Raw genomic sequence first — 18,973 nt, 5'->3', positions numbered from 1 at the left:
GCTATGAGGCCGCCCTTTCGTTGAACGCTAAGAGCTGATCGAGCATTAAGGTGCTTCGCTACCCATCATCTCGATAAGGCGCTCTTGGCTGGGTAAGCCTTGGATACGCTCGATACGCACCGTGCCGCCTTCCGTCTCACGCTGGAAAGCGCTGGTGGGCGTGGCATAGAGACCCAGCTCTTCAAAAAGTTGATTGTTGGCGTAGACCTGCTCTTCGATATCCCGTGGCTGCGCGCTGGGGGCGAACTCATCGCCTTCACTGTGGCGGTGCAAGGCGGCGGAAGGGTCGTCTGCACCGAGTAGCGTAGCGGCTAACGCAGGGCTATTGGGGGCGAGAATACCGACCATGATATGGCGAAACTGGACCTCACCCGCCTCTACCCAGGGGCGCGTTTGTTGCCACAGCTGACGGCAGTAAGGGCAGTTGGCGTCGGTGAAGGTATAGATGAGGCGTGGGGCGTCTGGGTCGCCATCTTGAATCCAGTGGCTCTCTTCGAGCAGTGCCCAGGTATCGGCTTCCAGTGGCGCACGTACGTGCTCATCGAGCTGAGCCTCAGTCAGGTCGCTGCCTTCACTATCGACCAGCGTACCAATGATCGCGTGTTCTCCATCAGGCGTGAGATAAATCGCCATATCCTGGCCTTGTACGCTGGCCCCGAAGCCGCGCATTCCACCCGGCGCTTCAAATTCGCCATGAACCGTCAATCCTTGGTTGGCGAGCGCCTGCACGGGGGCGGGTAGCTCATCGGCGTGGCTGGTGACGGTGCCACAGGTTACAGCGGCCAGTAGGCTGAAACGACAGAAACGCTTTAACGAAACGCATGACATTGCATCATCCTTTTTGCAAAACGAAACGGGGCACTATGCCCCGTCAGGTGATCGACTACCAGTATCGCAGGTGATGACGAGGTCAGAACGACGTTCGTGCACGGCTGAGGCGTTTTGTCGCAAGTCTTACGCATCGGCCACCAGCCAGCGGACGGCATAGGGCGGCAGTGTTTCCTCGTGGTGAGCGGTCAGCGTGTCTAGCGGCTGCCAGTGGTGCTGAGTGAGCGCTTGGTTCAGAGCATCGCCTGCGTGGGCGAGGTCAACCTTGCCATCGGTGACGTTGTACAGGGCGAGTAGGCGTCGGCCGCTGGCGAGCGGGCCGCGCTCGATCGCCAGCAGTTCAGGGGGCGTTTCTATGACGCGCTGCGGTGCGTTGGGGTGAAAGCAGGACTCTTGACGGCGCTGTGTTAGCAGCCGATGCAGGGCGTGGAACACGTCGTGGGTCGGGGTGGAAGGGCTCTCTAATAGCAGAGCTAGCTCATCGAGCTGCCAGCGGCGACGGTTGATCGAGCGTAAGCGGCCGCTGCGTTCCACGCCTTCGACATCGTTCAGCGTGCCGGTGAGCGTATGGATATAGAGCGCGGGTATCCCTTGCAGGCTCAGCATGATCGCCTGGCTGCATAAAAAGCGCGCAATTTGCCACGGGTCTGGCCCGCGGCGGGTGCCGCGCATGGCTTCAAACCAGGTAATGTTGATCTCGTAGGGCGTGTCGCTACCGTCAGGGTTGCTGCGCATACTGACAAACCCACCAAAGCGGTGCATCAGCTCCAGCAGCGCGTCGCGCTCATGGTCGGGCAGCAGGCCTTCTAGCGGTCGTATGCCGATACCGTCGTGGCTGGCGGTGAAATTTAGGTAGGTGCACTGCTTCGGTAGTACTGGCAGGCTGTTCAGCCACGTTTGCAGCGTCGTCGCTTCGCCGCGAGTCAAGGTGTGCAGTAGCAGCGGGGGCAGGGCGAACTGGTACACCATGTGGGCTTCATCGGGCGCGCCTTCCGCTAATCGCTCCAAGCCAAAGTAGCTGATGTTTTCGGCATGGGGCACGTTGGTTTCGGTGATCAGCAGCGTACCGGGGGCTATTTCATCCACGATGGCGCGAAGTAAGCGCACCACCGTATGGGTTTCGGGCAGGTGAATGCAGGAGGTGCCCAGGCGCTTCCACAAAAATGCCACCGCGTCCAAGCGAATAATGCGCACTCCTTGCTGTAGGTAGAACAGCAAAATACCCACGAACTCGAGCAACACATCCGGGTTTTCGAAGTTGAGATCTATTTGGTCTTCCGAGAAAGTCGCCCACACGTGGCGCGTCCCCCGGCGCGTAGAGATCGGCACTAGGAGTGGGCTACTGCGTGGTCGGGTGACCTGGGAAACATCGGTATCCGGATCGACTTCAATAAAGTAGTCGCGACCGGGCAGGCTGCCGGTCAGGTAATCGACGAACCAGAGCGACTCCCGCGAGACATGATTGAGCACTAAATCGGCCATCAAATCATAGTGGCTGGCCAAGTTTTGAATATGCGCCCACTCGCCCAGCTCGCTATTGACCTCGCGGTAATGAATCACCGAAAAACCGTCGTCACTGCTCCAGGGGAAAAAGGGCAGCACGTGGATCCCGCTGATGGCATCCCCCAGGTAGCGCTGCAGAAAGGTATCCAGCACCGCTAACGGCGGCGTTCCCTCCTCCACAATGGAGTCGCCGTAACAGATGACCCACTGATCTTGTTCGCTCCATGTTGGTGCATCGTGAGGCGTCTCGCTCGTCGTTGGGGCGGTCGTCGGCATCGCGCGAAAATGCGCAAGGTGCTGTCCTATTCGCCGCTGAACCTCCCCGGCGCGCGGGCCATATAGATGGGTGAGGTAGCGGTGAACGGTCTGTTCGAAAGCGGTCATAGCGGGCGTCCTATCAATCAACTTCGACAAACGCTGCAGCTTGTGTGCCAAATCGTTACAATACGATGAGATACGCGTCGTATAACACCGCTATGCCATCAGGTCGTGGCTGACGCTGCCGCCGACCCGTTGGCGATAAAACAGTTTATAAAATGGCGAAGCGCGCTAGGGCCGACGCCTTGATGCTGCTCGTTCGCCCAGGCTGACACGCTGCACGCACTGGTTCTAGTGCGTACTGATAATAGGTTGACTGCCATGCATTGCCCTTTTTGTGGTGCAAACGATACGAGAGTGACAGATTCCAGGCTGGTGGCAGAGGGGGACCAGGTGCGCCGTCGTCGCCAGTGCGCCAACTGCCATGAACGCTTTACGACTTACGAAACCGCCGAGCTGATTATGCCGCGGGTGGTGAAATCCGACGGCTCTCGTGAAAGCTTCAATGAAGCGAAGTTACGCGACGGCATGCTGCGCGCGCTGGAAAAGCGTCCGGTCAGCGCCGAAGCCATAGAGGCCTCGGTCGAGCGTATACGGCAAACGCTGCGCGCCCGCGGCGACCGTGAAGTGAACGCCCGCGAGATCGGTGAGGCCGTGATGAAAGCGCTTCGTAGTCTCGATCAAGTTGCCTACATTCGCTTTGCCTCGGTATACCGCAAGTTTCAGGATCTCGACGAATTCCGCGCTGAAATCGACCGGCTCTCCCAGGAGCCCTCCGAGGAGTCGGCCGGACAGGGTTCATCGAACGGAGCATCATGATGGGTGAGTTCTCCACTGCCGACCATCGCTATATGGCCCGCGCGATTCAATTGGCCAAGCGGGGGGTGTATACCACCGACCCCAATCCGAGAGTGGGGTGCGTGATCGTGTCCTTCGCGGACAGCGAAGAGGGTCATATCGTGGGGGAGGGGTACCACGTGCGTGCCGGAGAACCCCACGCAGAAATCCATGCGCTGCAGGCAGCGGGCAGCGAGGCTCGAGGCGCTACCGCCTATGTCACGCTCGAGCCCTGCTCCCATACCGGACGGACCGGCCCCTGCGCCGTAGCACTGGCCGATGCCGGTGTTGCCCGTGTCGTCGTGGCGATGCAGGACCCGAACCCTCGGGTTAGTGGGGGTGGCATCGCCCATTTAGAGGCGGGGGGCATCCAGGTGCAGGTGGGGCTGCTCGAGACCGACGCCAAGGCGCTCAACCCAGGGTTCATCTCCCGGATGGAGCGCGGCCGCCCCTACGTGCGGTTGAAAATGGCCATGAGTCTGGATGGTCGTACCGCGATGGGGTCAGGTGAGTCGCAGTGGATCACCGGGCCCCAGGCGCGCACGCAGGTGCAGCGTCTGCGTGCCCGGTCAAGCGCCATACTGAGCGGCGTGGAGTCTCTGATCATGGATGACTCCCGCCTCACCCTCAGGGCCGACCAGTTAGCGCTGGACAACGCCGATGACATCGTCCAGCGCCAACCGCTACGGGTGATCCTCGATTCGCGCCTTCGTCTTCCACTAGCAGCTGCCTGCCTGCGCGAGCCGGGGCGCACGCTCATCATCACGACGGATCAACACAGCGAAGAGAAACGGCGTAAACTGGCAGAAGCCGGGGCCGAGATTCAGGTAGTACCTGCCGAAAACGGGCGTATTGCGCTGGCTGACATGCTGCGCTGGCTAGCGGATAATGAGCAGGTTAACGAACTGTTGGTGGAAACGGGTGCCACGCTGGCGGGCGCACTGCTAGAGGCGGATTTGATCGATGAGCTGCAGCTTTTTGTCGCGCCCACGCTGTTGGGCGGCGAGGCCAGGCCGCTATTTGCTCTGCCGGGGATTACCCAGATGGCCGATCAGAAACGTTTGACGGTGACGGCATCGCGAACCGTTGGGAGCGACTGGTGGATCATTGCCACCCCGCAGGCTGACTAGCGCAAGCCGTCATTGCAAGGTACCCTGACGCCCGAATTCGCATACGATGCGAGCCTATTTTTTGGAGATTCCATGGCGCACTCCTCTTCAGAGGGTTTATCCCCCATCGCTGAGCTGGTAGATGACATTCGCCAGGGCAAAATGGTGATTCTCATGGACGATGAGGATCGCGAGAACGAAGGTGATATCATCATGGCCGCCGAAATGGTGAAGCCTGAGCATATCAACTTCATGGCGCGGTATGCCTGCGGTCTAATTTGTATGCCGATGACCCGCGAGCGCTGCGAGCAGCTCAACCTGCCGCTGATGGTGCGGGACAATGGCTCCGGTTTTGGTACCAAGTTCACGCTCTCCATCGAGGCGACCGAAGGGGTCACCACCGGTATTTCCGCTGCCGATCGTGCTCGGACGGTGCAGGCCGCCGTTGCTCCGAATGCCAAGCCCTCGGATATCGTTCAGCCGGGCCACATTTTCCCGCTGATGGCCGAGCCAGGCGGCGTACTGCGCCGCGCAGGGCATACCGAAGCCGCCTGCGATCTGGCAGCGCTGGCGGGTTTGGACCCCAGCGGCGTCATTTGCGAGATCATGAACGATGATGGCAGTATGGCCCGCCGCCCGGAGCTGGAGGCCTTTGCCAAGGCGCACGGTATCAAGATGGGCACCATTGCCGATTTGATCCACTATCGTATCGTGAATGAGCAGACGGTGGATCACGTCGAAACGACCCAGGTCACCACCGTGCATGGCGAACTAGCGCTTCACGTCTTCCGTGATCGTATCCAGGGCGCTCACCATCTGGCCCTCGTGAAGGGGCAGCCAACGCCCGAGCAGGCGACCACCGTTCGCGTGCATTTGGCCGATACGCTGCGCGATGTAATGGGGTTGATGAAAGGCGAGCAGTGCCGTTGGGATGCGCATCGTGCCATTGATCAAATTGCCCAAGCGTCTGCAGGCGTGTTCGTTTTGATCGACGACGGACGGCCGAATCAAGATTTGAAAGACCAGCTAGATATCTATCTGGATCGGGTGCGTCAGCCGCGCAACAGCGATTCCGATGGCTCTGGCAATTATTTAACGATTGGTACGGGTTCGCAGATTCTGCGCCATCTCGGCGTGGGTAAGATGCGGTTACTCAGCTCACCGTGGAAGTTCTCCGCGCTCTCTGGGTTCGACCTGGAAGTCGTCGAGCGCTTGGGTCCGAATGACACGGCCGACGAGCCAACTTTTCAGCAGGTATAAATTGATGCAATCCCTTTCGCAAATCGAAGGCACTTTTGTAGACGTCGATGGGCGCTACGTCATCGTGGTGGGCCGCTTTAATCACCACGTTGTGGATAGCTTGGTAGAAGGCGCTGTCGACAGCCTGACGCGTCACGGTGTGGACATGGAGAATATCCATATCGTTCACGTTCCTGGCGCCTGGGAATTGCCCCTGGCCGTCAAGCGAGTGCTCAACGTGATGAAGCCCGATGCAGTGATCGCCCTTGGCGCGGTCATTCGTGGCGGCACGCCGCACTTCGAGTACGTGGCCGGTGGCTGTAACACGGCCATCAATCATCTCCAGTTGGAGTTCAATACGCCAGTTGCCAACGGCGTACTGACCGTTGAGTCCATCGAGCAGGCCATCGAGCGTGCAGGCACCAAAGCCGGCAACAAAGGCACCGAAGCTGCCATGGCGGCGATGGAAATGGTCTCACTGCTGCGCGCGCTGCCGGTCGGAGATTCCCAATGAGTGAGCGTCGTGAGCGCAAGCCCTCAGCCGCACAGCAGGGGCGTCACGCCGCAAGGGAATTAGCGGTACAAGGGCTTTACCAGTGGCAGATGACCGGTAAGTCCATTACCACCATCGAGGCGGAATTTCGCAGCCAGGTGGCCGACGACGATCTCGAAGATCATGAGAACTGGGTGAAGGTCATGGAGATCGCGGACAAAGCGCTGTTCCATGAGCTGCTGCACAACACGGTACGCTTCAAAGCCGAGCTGGACCGTGAAATTGCCCCGTTGCTGGATCGTCGTCTGGAAGATTTGGACGCGGTAGAACTGGCCATTCTTCGCCTGGGGGCGTACGAGCTTTCCCGGCGGATGGAAGTGCCTTACCGCGTGGTGATTAACGAAGGCGTTGAGCTGGCAAAATCATTTGGCGCCACCGACGGCCATAAATACGTGAATGGCATTCTCGATAAGCTGGCGAACCGCTTACGAAGTGCCGAAGTCAGCGCCCGCCGCCTGTAAGCGGCAGGGCTGATCAAGCGTTTAAGGGGCCTTTGTGCTTGCCGAATTCGATCTGATTCGACGTTACTTCATGTCGCCGCAGGAGGCGCAAGCGACAGATGGCGTTGCCCTAGGATGCGGCGATGACGCCACGTTATTGATTCCCCAGTCTGGCCAGCAGCTGGCTGTTAGCGTGGATACGTCAGTGGTGAACGTCCACTTCCCCCACGATGCCCCTGCCCATGCGGTGGGGCATCGTGCGTTGGCAGTCGCGCTGAGCGATTTGGCGGCCATGGGCGCAGCTCCGCGCTGGTGCCTCATGGCGCTGACCCTCGACCAGCGGGCATTCAACGATGATGCCGCTGCTGAGCGGTGGCTATCTCGCTATGCCAGTGGCTTTCATGCGCTTTGTCAGCAGTACGACACAGCGCTGGTGGGCGGCGATGTGACTTCTGGCGAGCTGAGTATCGGGGTGACGGTCATGGGCGAGGTGCCGACGGGGTTAGCGATGACTCGGTCAGGTGCACGGCCAGGCGATGTCGTCGCGGTGACCGGCGCCCTAGGTGGCGGTGCAGGCGGGCTAGCGCTGTGGCAACAGGGTGAGCGAGACCTCGGGCACCCGTTGCTTCAGCGCTATCTTTTGCCGCAGCCGAGGCTTGGCGCGGGCATCGTGCTTCGCGGGTTGGCGTCGGCGGCCATGGATGTTTCCGACGGTCTGCTGGCGGATTTGGCTCATTTGCGTGCCGCATCCGGCGTGGGAGTCGACCTCATCCCCGACGCGCTGCCGCTGGTCGAGGGGCTGGTCGAGACGCTCGGTCATGAGCAGGCGCTGACTGCAGCGCTCTCCGGCGGAGATGATTACGAACTTCTGGTGACGCTGCCGCCTGACCGGCTCGAAGAGGCTGCCGCGCAGCTTGCCGAGAGTGGCCTTGCGCTAAGCGTGATCGGCTATTGCACGCAAGCGCTCGGCGTGACGGGGGTGCCTGCCGAAGGGGCGATGGGCTGGCAGCACTTCCGTGGGGGTGCCCGATGAATCGTGCACCGGCGAGCGTTTGGCGACGCCCCACTCACTTTTTTGCGTTTGGCCTGGGCAGCGGCACGGTGCCGTGGGCTCCGGGTACCTTCGGCACGCTGGCCGCCATTCCCTTTTACTGGATGATGGCCGACTTAAGCCTGGGTTGGTACCTGGGAATCGTGTTGGCCGCGTTTGTCGTCGGGGTTTGGCTATGTGACAAGACCTCCCACGACCTGGGCGTGCATGACCACTCGGGGATCGTGTGGGATGAGTTCGTTGGCTATTGGATTACCATGGCAGCCGTGCCATTCTCCTGGGAAGCGGCGCTATGGGGATTCGTGGTGTTCCGCATTTTCGATGTTTTCAAACCTTGGCCCATTCGCTGGGCCGACCGCCGGGTCGCGGGCGGATTTGGCATCATGATCGACGATGTCATGGCAGGGATCTACGCCTGGAGCACCATGCACCTATGGTTTTGGCTGCATTGAGCGATCGGTGGCATGGAGTCGGGTCTCGTTGAGAGACCGTTCAAGGAGATAGCATGCGCAAGGAACGTTTGATCGTGCCTATTCTCGCGACGATAGCCGTCGTGTGGATGGTCGCGCAACTGCTATCCAGCGTACTTTTCGAGCGCAGCCTTCGTCAGGCGCTGGAGGACTTAGAGGCCCGAGGCGAATGGCGAGTCAGCCGAGTGGAGAGTCGCCAAGGGTGGCTCACGTCCCGGGGGCGGCTCATTCTCTCGCCACTGTTGGGCCGTCCCTGGCGTTTGGAACTCTCCTACCGAGCCCGACACGGGGTATTGAGCACCGATGTCGAAGGCACGCTGCTGCCGCGTTTGGATAGCGTGCTGCAAAAAGCGGTGGGGGAGGTCTCCGCGCCCTCCGTGCCGCGCTGGCAGGGCCGCTATCAGACCTTGAGCGGTCATACCGAACTTCGCTTGGCACTGGCCCCCTTCGTCATTCAGCAAAATGGACGCGAGCTGGACGTACGTGGCGCACGGGTTCGCCTGGAGGGAGTGTTTGGTGACTGGCGCTTACGCGGGCTGCTGGATCAACTCACGCTGACCGACGGTCTGTCGCAGCTCACGCTTGGCCCAGTCACCCTGGAAAGTCGCTACACCTACATCGACGATGCCTACCATTTTGCCCAGCGGGATCACCTGCATATCGAGCAGCTGGCGCTGCATTATCCGGCTTACGACATTCACGTCGCTCCCCTGGAGCTCCATAGCCATATGGAGCTGGACGAGAGCGAGCTACGCCTGAAAGGCGAGCTGATCGTAGGCGAGGTGCGCGTGCCCAGTGAAGCGCCCGACACCCCGCTTCTCAGCGGTCGCATCGAGGCAGAGCTGTCGCGTTTGAATGGCGACGCCGTTCGGCAGACGATTCGTCGTCTGCGCCAAGAGGCTGCCTGGGGCGACGCGAGCTTGCCCATGGCGGAGGGCCTGTTGGCGCGTTTGGAGCCTGATCTGCGCCAGGTCTTGAGCGATTCACCACGGCTCGATGTCACCACCATTGCTTTGGATAGCCCGCTGTTGGGGCTGCAAGTGGACGCAGAGGGCGCGCTATTCTTCGATGCGCGGCGCCTCGAAGAGCTGAGCATTACCGCGCTTGACAAACCGGTCGAACGCGCACGCTGGATCGAGCGCATCGATGGGGACTTCATTTGGCACGACGCCCCAACCGTGGCGGCACTCTGGCTCGGCCTACCGTTGGGCACTCGCGAGCTACAGTTCGATGTGATTCGAGGGGTATGGCGTGTCAACGGGCGGCCGATGCCGCCGCTATGGCAGCCGTGAGTGCTCCTGATAGAGGTCAGTGGGCGGCTAGGTAAATCGTCTTTAGGGTTGAAGTTTTCACTCTGTGCCCACATTCCTTGAAGCATGCTAAGCGGCGAAAGCCGCGGGTCACTGTTGATGGGAGGGCGCATGAGCGACCAGGATTACGACCGCGATCACGAACACCACGACTGGCTCACCGATGCTGAGTCTCCAGATTCCCAGGAACAGGATGCTCACGCAGAGAGTGCGCACAGCGATGACTACCGTTCGGACGGCGAACGGGTAAGCTCGTTAGTACCCGCCAGCGACATGCTGCCCGAGCGCATTTATCTCCTACCGATCCACAATCGCCCCTTTTTCCCTGCCCAGGTGCAGCCGCTGGTGATCAACCGCGAACGCTGGGAAGAGACCATGCGTCGCGTTGGCAATACGCCGCACCACACGATTGGCGTGGCCTTCGTGGGCGAGCAGGGCGTCGAATCGCTGGACCATGAGGGCTTTCCCGAGATCGGTACAGCGGTCAAGGTTCATAAACTCAAGAGCGAAGATCAGCAGATTCAGTTCATCGCTCAGGGTCTTCAGCGCTTCAAAATTCAGCGCTGGCTCTCCAAAGAGCCGCCGTATTTGGTCGAAGTGACCTACCCCAAAGAGCCGGTCAATGCCGAAGACGAAGAGACCCGTGCCTATGCCATGGCGATCATCAACGGCATCAAAGAACTGCTGCCGATCAACCCGCTGTATGGGGAAGAGCTGAAGCACTACCTGAACCGTTTCAGTCCGCATCAGCCCGGCCCACTGACCGATTTCGCGGCGGCCATCACGTCGGCCAAAGGCCCGGAGCTGCAGGACGTGCTGGCCACGCTGCCTGTTGCTGAGCGCATGCACAAAGTGCTGCCGCTGCTGCGTAAAGAGATCGATGTCGCCCAACTCCAAAGCGAAATCAGCGAGCAGGTCAACGCGCAGATGCAGGAGCGTCAGCGGGAATTCTTCCTACGCGAACAGCTCAAGGTCATTCAGCGCGAACTGGGTATCTCCAAAGATGATCGTGAAAACGACGTCGATACGTTCAGAAACCGCCTGGAATCGCTGGTGGTGCCCGAGCGGGTGCAGGCGCGCATCGATGACGAGTTGAATAAGCTCAGCGTGTTGGAAACCGGCTCCCCGGAATACGGCACCACGCGTAACTACCTCGACTGGCTGACCTCGCTGCCTTGGGGCGTCACCAGCCAGGATAAGTTGGATCTTGCCCATGCCCGGCAAGTCCTCGACCGCGACCACGACGGTTTGAAAGATGTCAAAGAGCGCATCATCGAGTTTCTGGCCGAAGGTACCTTCAAAGGTGATGTAGGCGGTTCCATCGTGCTGTTGGTAGGCCCGCCAGGGGTGGGTAAAACCTCTATTGGGCGCTCCATCGCCGAGGCGCTGGGCCGTGAGTTCTACCGCTTTTCCGTGGGGGGCATGCGAGACGAGGCCGAGATCAAAGGCCATCGTCGCACCTACGTGGGGGCAATGCCCGGTAAGCTGGTCCAGGCCTTCAAAGAGGTGGAGGTCGAGAACCCGGTCATCATGCTCGATGAGATCGATAAGCTGGGGCAATCCTTCCAGGGCGACCCTGCGTCGGCACTGCTCGAAGTCCTCGATCCTGAGCAGAACGTCGATTTTCTGGATCACTACCTCGACGTGCGCATGGATCTCTCCAAGGTGCTCTTCGTATGTACCGCCAACACACTGGATAGCATTCCCGGCCCGCTCTTGGACCGCATGGAGCAGATTCGTCTCTCAGGCTATATCGCTGAAGAGAAGCTGCAAATCGCCAAGCATCACCTCTGGCCGAAGCTGCTCAAACGCGACAATCTGCCGAAGAAGCGTATCAATCTCAGCGACGCGGCGTTAAAGCAGGTCATCGATGGGTATGCCCGCGAGGCCGGTGTTCGCCAACTGGAAAAACAGCTCCACCGTATCGTACGCAAAGCGGCGGTGAAATTGCTCGAAGAGGAGGTCGATACCGTCAAGATTTCGGTGAAAAACCTCGAAGAGTTTCTCGGTGCGCCGCTCTTCCGTAAAGAGAAAGTGCTCAAAGGTGAAGGGGTGGTGACCGGGCTGGCCTGGACCTCCATGGGTGGCGCCACGCTCCCCATCGAAGCCGGAAAAGTGCACTCGCTGGATCGCGGTTTCAAGCTGACCGGCAAGCTGGGCGATGTCATGAAGGAGTCTGCCAACATCGCCTATAGCTATACCCTTGGCCATTTGGCCGAGTATGGCGCGGATGCCGACTTCTTCGACTCCGCGTTCGTCCACCTGCACGTGCCTGAAGGCGCTACGCCCAAAGATGGCCCTTCCGCCGGGGTGACCATGACGACGGCGCTGCTATCGCTGGCGAAGCACCAAGCCATCGATCGTCCGCTGGCCATGACCGGTGAGCTGACCCTGACAGGGCAAGTTCTACCGGTGGGAGGCATTCGTGAGAAAGTCATCGCTGCGCGGCGCAGCGAGATCTTCGAGGTGATTCTCCCCGAGGCCAACCGTCGAGATTACGAGGAGCTGCCCGACTACCTCAAAGAGGGCATGACCGTTCATTTCGCCAATCGCTATAAAGACGTGGCGAACGTGGTCTTCAAATAGCGTGTGACGCCCTAAGCCTTTTCGTTCACCCCAGCGCCGCTCTGAAGAGAGCGGCGCTTTTTTACATCTGTTTACTGGTTAAGTTCCCCGGAAATTCGTGATAATGGTGCAAAATCAATTATTAAAAATAAAGCGTCAGGGAGCTTCTATGCGCAATAACCAGCCCGTTACTCAACGTGAATACGTGCTCGATGAAGAGACCGTACTCATTTCACGTTCTGATTTGAAAGGTAACGTGACCTATGCCAACGCTGCCTTCGTGGAGGTCAGCGGCTACTCGCGGGATGAGCTGCTGGGCGCACCGCACAATCTGATCCGCCACCCCGATATGCCCGAAGCGGCGTACGCCGATTTTTGGAAAACCATTCAAGCGGGCGGTACTTGGCAGGGGACGGTCAAGAATCGACGCAAAAATGGTGATTACTATTGGGTCAACGCCACGGTTGCTCCCTTGCGAGATGGCGACCGCATCGTGGGCTATACCTCGCTGCGCCGTAAAGCGTCGGCCAAGCGTATCGCACTGGCCGAACAGGTTTATGCCGACATACGTGAAAAAGGCAAGTCACGCCGCTATGCGCTGCACCAAGGGGCGTTGAAGCGTCGCGGTTTGGGCGGCATTGTCGCGCGCTTTCAATTTACTAGCCTCAAAGCCAAGCTGACGGGAATGGTCATCGCGGCGGTCGTGCTGTTGGGGCTGTCGGGCGGGCTGGGTCTGTACGGTTTGAACGTTTCCGGCGAGCGCCTGGAAACGCTCAATCGCGCCGGACTAGAGTCCGTTGCCGACCTGCAGCTCATCGAGCGCCACATTGGGTTGGCCGTGGAGGAGTTGGAACCTGCGGTCAGAAATCCGCGTCGTGTGGATATGGAGGCCGTCTCGACGCAATTAGCGGCCAACACGCAAAGTGCCCAAACACTATGGGAGACGTATCGCCAAACCAGTAGCGCGTCGCAAACGGTGCTTCAGGGGTTCGATGAGGCCTTCGCTGCTTGGCGCGCTGGCGTGACGGGGGCCGTCGATGCGATCGACCAAGCCAACGGCTTCGCAGCGTTCGAGGCGCTCAATAGCGAGGTGCTGCCCGCCACGGCCAGTATCCGCGAGCTCAACAGTCAGCTAGTGGATGAGGAGCGAGCGGGCGCCGCCGATTTGATGGACGATGCGCGTCAAGGCCGCCATCAGATGTTTCTTGCTCAGTCGGTACTCCTACTCATTGGTATCTGCGTCCTAGTGGCGCTCAGCGTATTCATTTTGAAATCGGTGTTTCGCAGTCTGGCGGGCGCGCGCTACATGACGTTTCAAATCGCCGCCGGTAATTTGGCGGCTCGAGAGCGCCGCCAGAGCAATGACGAGTTGGGAGAGCTGCTCTACTCCCTGGATACGATGCGCTTCAGTCTTTCGAGCATCGTCGGCGACGTGGAGAACCGTGTTTCCGTGGTAACCCCCGCGATTCAGCAAATTGCCGCCGAGAACGAGGAGCTTGCCTCGCGGACGGAGCAGCAGGCGTCTTCGTTGCAGCAAACGGCGTCGAGCATGGAGGAGATGACATCGACCGTTCAGCAAAACAACGACAATGCCCGCCAAGCCACGGAATTGGCTCAACAAAATGCCGCCAGCACGCGGGATACCCGCCAGCAGATGGAGCAGCTCGTCGAGCGCATGCAGCGCATTGCCAAAAGCGCGGAGAAGATGACCGAGATGATCGGTGTCATCGACAGCATTGCTTTCCAAACCAACATTCTGGCGCTCAATGCGTCGGTCGAAGCAGCCCGGGCGGGCGAGCATGGGCGAGGCTTTGCCGTGGTCGCCAGCGAGGTACGCACGTTGGCAAGCCGCAGTGCCGACGCCGCCCAAGAAATTCGCAAAATGATCGATAGCACCACCCAAGAGGTGAGCGGCGGTCGAAGCGCTGTCGAGCAAGCCGAGCGCGCGATCGAAAACGTGGTGGAGCAGGTGAGCCGCGTGAGCGACCTCATGGCCTCGATTAGTACTGCGTCGAGCGAGCAGAGCAGCGGAATTGGCCAGATCAATGCCGCCATTGCCGAAATGGATGGGGTGACCCAGCAAAACGCCACCAAAGTGCAGTCGATCGCGGCCTCGGCAGACAACCTGGCGCTGGAAGCCTTCGAGCTTGCCAACGTCGTCGATGCCTTCCGCCTCGAAGGCGCTCAGGCCGAGAGCACCAGCACGGCCCGTGAAAAGCTGGCGCGGGCTCAGAAAGCCGTCAAGCAGAACGTAGCAGCCCTGCCGAGTGACGCGCCGACGCAAGAATCGAGCGCTCGCCAGCGCGCGCATACGCCGGCTCACAATGAGAACGAGGAGTGGGATGCGTTTTGAATGAGGTGAGGCGCAGCGCTGCGTTTAATCACCATTGATGTATCGCATGATCGATCATTTGAATATGCCACCCGCCGGGTGGCATATTTTTTGCTGCATCTTTTGGTGTGAGGCGTTGGTCGGAAAGCGGCTCGACGTCAGGTCACGGCTTGGTAAAAAGGACGTCGCTGGGTCATAGGCAAAACAGGCCTTTCTCAAAAATAACAGGTGGGGTTCTTGATGAGCATATCCAGCCAGGCAGCATTCGAATTGTCAGACGATCAGGTGTTGATTTCACGCTCTGACCGGCAGGGAAAGATCACCTACGTCAACCAGACATTCATCGATGTCAGTGGTTACTCACAGACGGCGCTGATGGGCGAACCCCACAGCATCTTTCGTGATCCAGACATGCCCGCGTTGGTCTTCAGCAACATGTGGGCCACCATCGAAAAAGGTAGAACGTGGCAAGGGGTCGTCAAAAACCGCTGTAAGAATGGCGATACGTATTGGGTGCATACCACGGTAGCGCCGCTGCTCGACGGCAACCGAGTGGCAGGTTACACGGCGATTCGTCGTAAAGCCGGGCAAAAAGCCATCGCTCGTGCCGCCAAGGCGTATAGCGCCATGCAACAGGGGCGGAGCCGACGGTTCAAGCTCCATTATGGTGCATTACGACGCACCGGCGTGCGTGGTTGGGTGCAGCGCTTTAGTTTCAGCAGTATGCAGGCCAAGCTGATGGGAATGGTCATTGTCGCCATTGCGCTGCTGGCCGTCGCGGGGGCGGCAGGCGTCTACGGGATCACCAGCTCCGCTGACCGGTTACGCACGCTGAATCAAACGGGCCTTGAAGGCGTCGCCGACCTCCAACAAATCGAGCAGGGCACCGGGCAGCTTTTGCAGGCGCTAGAACCCGCCGTGCGCAATCCGCGCCGGGCCGACCTGGATCTGCTCGAAGAGCAGTTGAACGCACTCCAGGGGGACATCAACCAAACATGGCAAGCGTTCACTGCCCAGCGCACGGAAGCCAGCGGCGTGCAGCAGGGGCTAACGGCGCATTTGGCGACGTTCTTGAGCGGCGCTGATACGGCGTTCACCGCGATACGCGATGGCAATGGGTTCGCCGCGTTCGAGGCGTTCAATGATGTCGTGAAGCCGACCTCCGATAGCATCAGCGCCACCATCAATTTACTGGTCGATAACGAGCGTAGCGCAGCGCAAACGCTCATGGCCAATGCCGAGCGTCAGCAGCAGTGGTTACTGTGGGGGCAGTTGGGCGTTCTCCTGTTCGGTATTTTAATGATGGTGGGGCTCAGCGTGGCCGTGCTGCGTTCACTGATCCGCTCTCTCAACGAGGCGCGCCGTGTGACGTTTCAAATTGCGGCGGGCAACTTGGCCAACCGTGTCACTCTCAAACGCGACGATGAGTTGGGGGAGCTGCTGGCTTCCCTGGAAACCATGCGCGCCAGTCTCTCTGGCTTGATTACCGAAGTCGGTAACAAAGTGGAGATCGTCACGCCTGCCTCGGAGCACATCCAGCAGCAAAACGAGGAGTTGGCGTCGCGCACCGAGCAGCAGGCCTCTTCGCTGCAACAAACGGCGTCCAGCATGGATCAAATGACGGCCACGGTGCAGCAGAACACCGAGAACGCACGCCAGGCCAATCAACTGGCCATGCAAAATGCCACCACCAGCCGTGAAACGGGGGAGCGCATGCAGGCGCTGGTGGAGCGAATGGAGCGCATCGCGGCCAGTGCCGACAAAATGAACGACATCATCACCGTCATCGATGGCATCGCCTTCCAGACCAATATTCTGGCCTTGAACGCGTCGGTCGAAGCCGCCAGGGCAGGGGAGCAGGGGCGCGGCTTTGCCGTGGTCGCCAACGAGGTACGCAACTTGGCCGGGCGCAGTGCCGATGCGGCGGGTGAGATTCGTCGGTTGATCGATACCTCCTCTCAAGAGATTGCCGGTGGCGCGGATGCCGTCAAAGAGGCCGAACGGGCCATCGACCAGGTCGTCAACCAAGTGATGCGTGTCAGCGATATCATGGAAGAGATCAGCACCGCCTCGGACGAGCAGAGCAGCGGTATCGCCCAGATCAATACGGCGGTCTCTGAGATGGATCATGTCACCCAGCAGAACGCGAGCAAAGTACAATCGATCTCCGGCGCCGCCCAGCGGTTGACCAACGAAGCGCTCGACCTAGCGAACGTGATTGCCGCCTTCCGTTTAGAAGGCGCAGAGGAGGAGAGCTGCGAAGCCGCGCGGATGCGACTGTCTCGGCGTGATGCCTCTACTTCCAGCCTGCCGTCGCAGCGCCAAGACGAGGCGCAGGCAGAAGCGCCATCCCGTCCGGCGCTCAACCGGCCTGAAACCGCCCCCGCCGAAGAGGAATGGGAGACCTTTTAACCGTCCATAGGCATCACACGCGTTTGGTTGCCCTCTACATCTAGTCTCTGCGGTGCGCTCATGCCACAATCTAAGGCCGCTGGATTCAATTGCCTGCCGCCACGTATGCGGCAGGCCACGATAAAGATGTAGAGGACACCATGCCCGAGTACCGCTCCCGTACCACCACCGCTGGCCGCAATATGGCTGGCGCTCGTGCCCTTTGGCGTGCCACCGGTATGAAAGACGACGACTTTCATAAACCGATCATTGCGGTCGCCAACTCGTTTACCCAGTTCGTCCCGGGCCATGTTCACCTAAAAGACATGGGCCAACTGGTGGCGCGTGAAATCGAAAAAGCGGGTGGCGTGGCCAAAGAGTTCAACACCATCGCCGTGGACGATGGGATCGCCATGGGCCACGACGGTATGCTCTATTCGCTGCCGAGTCGCGACATCATTGCCGATAGCGTCGAGTACATGTGCAACGCCCACTGTGCCGATGCGCTGGTGTGTATCTCCAACTGCGACAAGATCACCCCTGGCATGCTGATGGCCGCGATGCGCCTCAATATTCCGGTCATTTTCGTCTCCGGCGGCCCGATGGAAGCCGGTAAGACCAAACTCCTGGATCACGGCCTCGACCTCGTCGATGCCATGGTTATGGCGGCCGACGACAGTGTCGATGACGAAACCCTGGCTGAAGTCGAGCGCAGTGCGTGCCCTACCTGCGGAAGCTGCTCGGGTATGTTCACCGCCAACTCCATGAACTGTCTCACCGAAGCATTGGGGTTGGCCTTGCCGGGTAACGGCACCGTCCTGGCGACCCACGCCGATCGTCGCCGTCTGTTCGAGACCGCCGGTCATCGTATCGTCGAGCTGGCCAAACGCTATTACGAGGGCGAAGAGGTGCACCTGCTCCCCCGCGCGATTGGTAGCAAAGCCGCCTTCAAGAACGCCATGACGCTGGATATCGCCATGGGCGGCTCGACCAACACCATTCTTCACCTGCTGGCCGCCGCCCAAGAAGCGGAAGTTGACTTCACCATGGCGGATATCGACCGTCTCTCTCGGGAAGTGCCGCAGCTGTGCAAGGTGGCCCCCAATACCCAGAAGTACCACATCGAGGACGTCCACCGTGCCGGTGGGATCATGGCCATTCTCGGTGAGCTGGATCGGGCAGGCGTACTCGATACCTCGGTGCCGACCGTCTACGGCGACAGCCTAAAAGCAGCGTTGGACGAGTGGGACATCATGCGCTCGCCAAGCCCTGACGTGGTGGAGTTCTTCAAAGCAGGCCCGGGCGGTGTTCCGACACAAACCGCTTTCTCTCAAAGCGCCCGCTGGCCAAGCCTGGATGGCGACCGCGCCACCGGCTGTATCCGTGATTTGGAACATGCGTTCTCCCGCGAGGGCGGTTTGGCCGTGCTGTACGGCAACATCGCGCTGGATGGCTGCGTGGTGAAAACCGCCGGCGTCGACGACTCCATTCTGGTGTTTGAAGGCAAAGCCCACGTGGTGGAGTCTCAAGACCAAGCGGTGGCCAACGTGTTGGAAGGCAAAGTGAAAGAGGGCGATGTGGTCGTCATCCGCTACGAAGGCCCCAAAGGTGGCCCCGGTATGCAGGAGATGCTGTATCCGACCTCGTATCTGAAATCGAAAGGGCTGGGCAAGGCTTGTGCACTGCTCACCGATGGCCGTTTCTCTGGCGGTACCTCGGGCCTGTCGATCGGTCATGTCTCTCCGGAAGCAGCAGCAGGGGGCGCCATTGGTTTGGTCGAGCAAGGAGATACCATCCTGATCGACATTCCCAACCGCTCGATCAACGTGCAGCTAAGCGACGCCGAGCTGGCCAAACGCCGTGAAGCGATGGACGCCAAAGGCAAAGACGCCTGGAAACCAGTCGAGCAGCGTCCGCGTAAGGTCACTCCAGCGCTCAAGGCCTATGCGCTACTCGCTACCTCCGCTGACAAAGGCGCGGTACGCGACCTCTCCAAGCTGGATTAAGCGACATCACAGCCCGTCTCG

Annotated in this window: 14 protein-coding genes; 12 read left to right on the top strand and 2 right to left on the bottom strand. The window is 59.9% G+C overall.

Annotated elements, in window-relative coordinates; translation table 11 throughout:
• Positions 1-45 precede the first annotated feature (45 nt).
• Together dsbG and QIT27_RS08910 are read right to left on the bottom strand one after the other, a co-directional pair.
• On the bottom strand, positions 46-828 hold the full coding sequence (gene dsbG, locus QIT27_RS08915) for a thiol:disulfide interchange protein DsbG (protein WP_285263529.1): 783 nt from the start codon (positions 826-828) through the stop codon (positions 46-48).
• 126 nt (positions 829-954) lie between these two features.
• Positions 955-2,715 (bottom strand): sugar phosphorylase, encoded by a 1,761-nt coding sequence (locus QIT27_RS08910; RefSeq protein WP_285263528.1) that lies wholly within the window; start codon positions 2,713-2,715, stop codon positions 955-957.
• Between the two features lie 255 nt (positions 2,716-2,970).
• Here QIT27_RS08910 and nrdR point away from each other — a divergent pair, with 255 nt between their 5' ends.
• The 12 genes from nrdR to ilvD all read left to right on the top strand — a co-directional run bounded on the left by nrdR (position 2,971) and on the right by ilvD (position 18,952).
• Entirely contained in the window at positions 2,971-3,468 is a 498-nt protein-coding gene (gene nrdR / locus QIT27_RS08905; RefSeq protein ID WP_285263527.1) for a transcriptional regulator NrdR, read from the top strand.
• A complete protein-coding gene (gene ribD / locus QIT27_RS08900) occupies positions 3,468-4,616 on the top strand; it encodes a bifunctional diaminohydroxyphosphoribosylaminopyrimidine deaminase/5-amino-6-(5-phosphoribosylamino)uracil reductase RibD (RefSeq protein WP_285263559.1) in 1,149 nt (382 codons plus the stop codon). The genes nrdR and ribD overlap by 1 nt, the downstream gene beginning before the upstream one ends.
• A 72-nt stretch (positions 4,617-4,688) precedes the next feature.
• Positions 4,689-5,855 carry a bifunctional 3,4-dihydroxy-2-butanone-4-phosphate synthase/GTP cyclohydrolase II gene (gene ribBA, locus QIT27_RS08895; RefSeq protein WP_285263526.1) on the top strand — a complete coding sequence of 389 codons (1,167 nt, stop codon included), beginning with the start codon at positions 4,689-4,691 and terminating at the stop codon, positions 5,853-5,855.
• Between the two features lie 4 nt (positions 5,856-5,859).
• Positions 5,860-6,348, top strand: a complete 489-nt coding sequence (ribH, locus tag QIT27_RS08890; RefSeq protein ID WP_285263525.1) for a 6,7-dimethyl-8-ribityllumazine synthase — start codon at positions 5,860-5,862, stop codon at positions 6,346-6,348.
• Complete coding sequence (gene nusB, locus QIT27_RS08885; protein ID WP_159342714.1) at positions 6,345-6,848, top strand: transcription antitermination factor NusB; 504 nt, start codon at positions 6,345-6,347, stop codon at positions 6,846-6,848. The genes ribH and nusB overlap by 4 nt, the downstream gene beginning before the upstream one ends.
• Before the next feature lie 34 nt (positions 6,849-6,882).
• A complete protein-coding gene (gene thiL / locus QIT27_RS08880) occupies positions 6,883-7,860 on the top strand; it encodes a thiamine-phosphate kinase (RefSeq protein WP_285263524.1) in 978 nt (325 codons plus the stop codon).
• A complete protein-coding gene (locus tag QIT27_RS08875) occupies positions 7,857-8,330 on the top strand; it encodes a phosphatidylglycerophosphatase A family protein (protein WP_159342712.1) in 474 nt (157 codons plus the stop codon). Before thiL ends, QIT27_RS08875 begins: the two co-directional genes overlap by 4 nt.
• Before the next feature lie 53 nt (positions 8,331-8,383).
• Positions 8,384-9,640 (top strand): DUF945 family protein, encoded by a 1,257-nt coding sequence (locus tag QIT27_RS08870; RefSeq protein WP_285263523.1) that lies wholly within the window; start codon positions 8,384-8,386, stop codon positions 9,638-9,640.
• A 129-nt stretch (positions 9,641-9,769) separates the two neighbouring features.
• Positions 9,770-12,244 (top strand): endopeptidase La, encoded by a 2,475-nt coding sequence (gene lon, locus QIT27_RS08865; protein WP_159342710.1) that lies wholly within the window; start codon positions 9,770-9,772, stop codon positions 12,242-12,244.
• Positions 12,245-12,392: 148 nt separating this feature from the next.
• Complete coding sequence (locus QIT27_RS08860) at positions 12,393-14,576, top strand: methyl-accepting chemotaxis protein (RefSeq protein WP_285263522.1); 2,184 nt, start codon at positions 12,393-12,395, stop codon at positions 14,574-14,576.
• 219 nt (positions 14,577-14,795) lie between these two features.
• Positions 14,796-16,967, top strand: a complete 2,172-nt coding sequence (locus tag QIT27_RS08855) for a methyl-accepting chemotaxis protein (protein WP_285263521.1) — start codon at positions 14,796-14,798, stop codon at positions 16,965-16,967.
• A 140-nt stretch (positions 16,968-17,107) separates the two neighbouring features.
• On the top strand, positions 17,108-18,952 hold the full coding sequence (ilvD, locus tag QIT27_RS08850; RefSeq protein ID WP_285263558.1) for a dihydroxy-acid dehydratase: 1,845 nt from the start codon (positions 17,108-17,110) through the stop codon (positions 18,950-18,952).
• The last annotated feature ends 21 nt before the right edge of the window (positions 18,953-18,973 follow it).

The organism is Halomonas sp. LC1, assembly GCF_030247125.1.
Lineage (GTDB): Bacteria > Pseudomonadota > Gammaproteobacteria > Pseudomonadales > Halomonadaceae > Vreelandella.
The sequence above is the reverse complement of the archived record's forward strand: the minus strand, read 5'-3'. Positions and strand labels throughout refer to the sequence as shown.

What these genes read in the sequence shown, in the direction of transcription:
- QIT27_RS08910 (WP_285263528.1), bottom strand. Translation starts at nt 2,715, where the DNA reads ATGACCGCTTTCGAACAGACCGTTCACCGCTACCTCACCCATCTATAT.
- dsbG (WP_285263529.1), bottom strand. Translation starts at nt 828, where the DNA reads ATGTCATGCGTTTCGTTAAAGCGTTTCTGTCGTTTCAGCCTACTGGCC.
- QIT27_RS08855 (WP_285263521.1), top strand. Translation starts at nt 14,796, where the DNA reads ATGAGCATATCCAGCCAGGCAGCATTCGAATTGTCAGACGATCAGGTG.
- nrdR (WP_285263527.1), top strand. Translation starts at nt 2,971, where the DNA reads ATGCATTGCCCTTTTTGTGGTGCAAACGATACGAGAGTGACAGATTCC.
- ribBA (WP_285263526.1), top strand. Translation starts at nt 4,689, where the DNA reads ATGGCGCACTCCTCTTCAGAGGGTTTATCCCCCATCGCTGAGCTGGTA.
- QIT27_RS08875 (WP_159342712.1), top strand. Translation starts at nt 7,857, where the DNA reads ATGAATCGTGCACCGGCGAGCGTTTGGCGACGCCCCACTCACTTTTTT.
- ribD (WP_285263559.1), top strand. Translation starts at nt 3,468, where the DNA reads ATGGGTGAGTTCTCCACTGCCGACCATCGCTATATGGCCCGCGCGATT.
- lon (WP_159342710.1), top strand. Translation starts at nt 9,770, where the DNA reads ATGAGCGACCAGGATTACGACCGCGATCACGAACACCACGACTGGCTC.
- nusB (WP_159342714.1), top strand. Translation starts at nt 6,345, where the DNA reads ATGAGTGAGCGTCGTGAGCGCAAGCCCTCAGCCGCACAGCAGGGGCGT.
- ribH (WP_285263525.1), top strand. Translation starts at nt 5,860, where the DNA reads ATGCAATCCCTTTCGCAAATCGAAGGCACTTTTGTAGACGTCGATGGG.
- QIT27_RS08860 (WP_285263522.1), top strand. Translation starts at nt 12,393, where the DNA reads ATGCGCAATAACCAGCCCGTTACTCAACGTGAATACGTGCTCGATGAA.
- ilvD (WP_285263558.1), top strand. Translation starts at nt 17,108, where the DNA reads ATGCCCGAGTACCGCTCCCGTACCACCACCGCTGGCCGCAATATGGCT.
- QIT27_RS08870 (WP_285263523.1), top strand. Translation starts at nt 8,384, where the DNA reads ATGCGCAAGGAACGTTTGATCGTGCCTATTCTCGCGACGATAGCCGTC.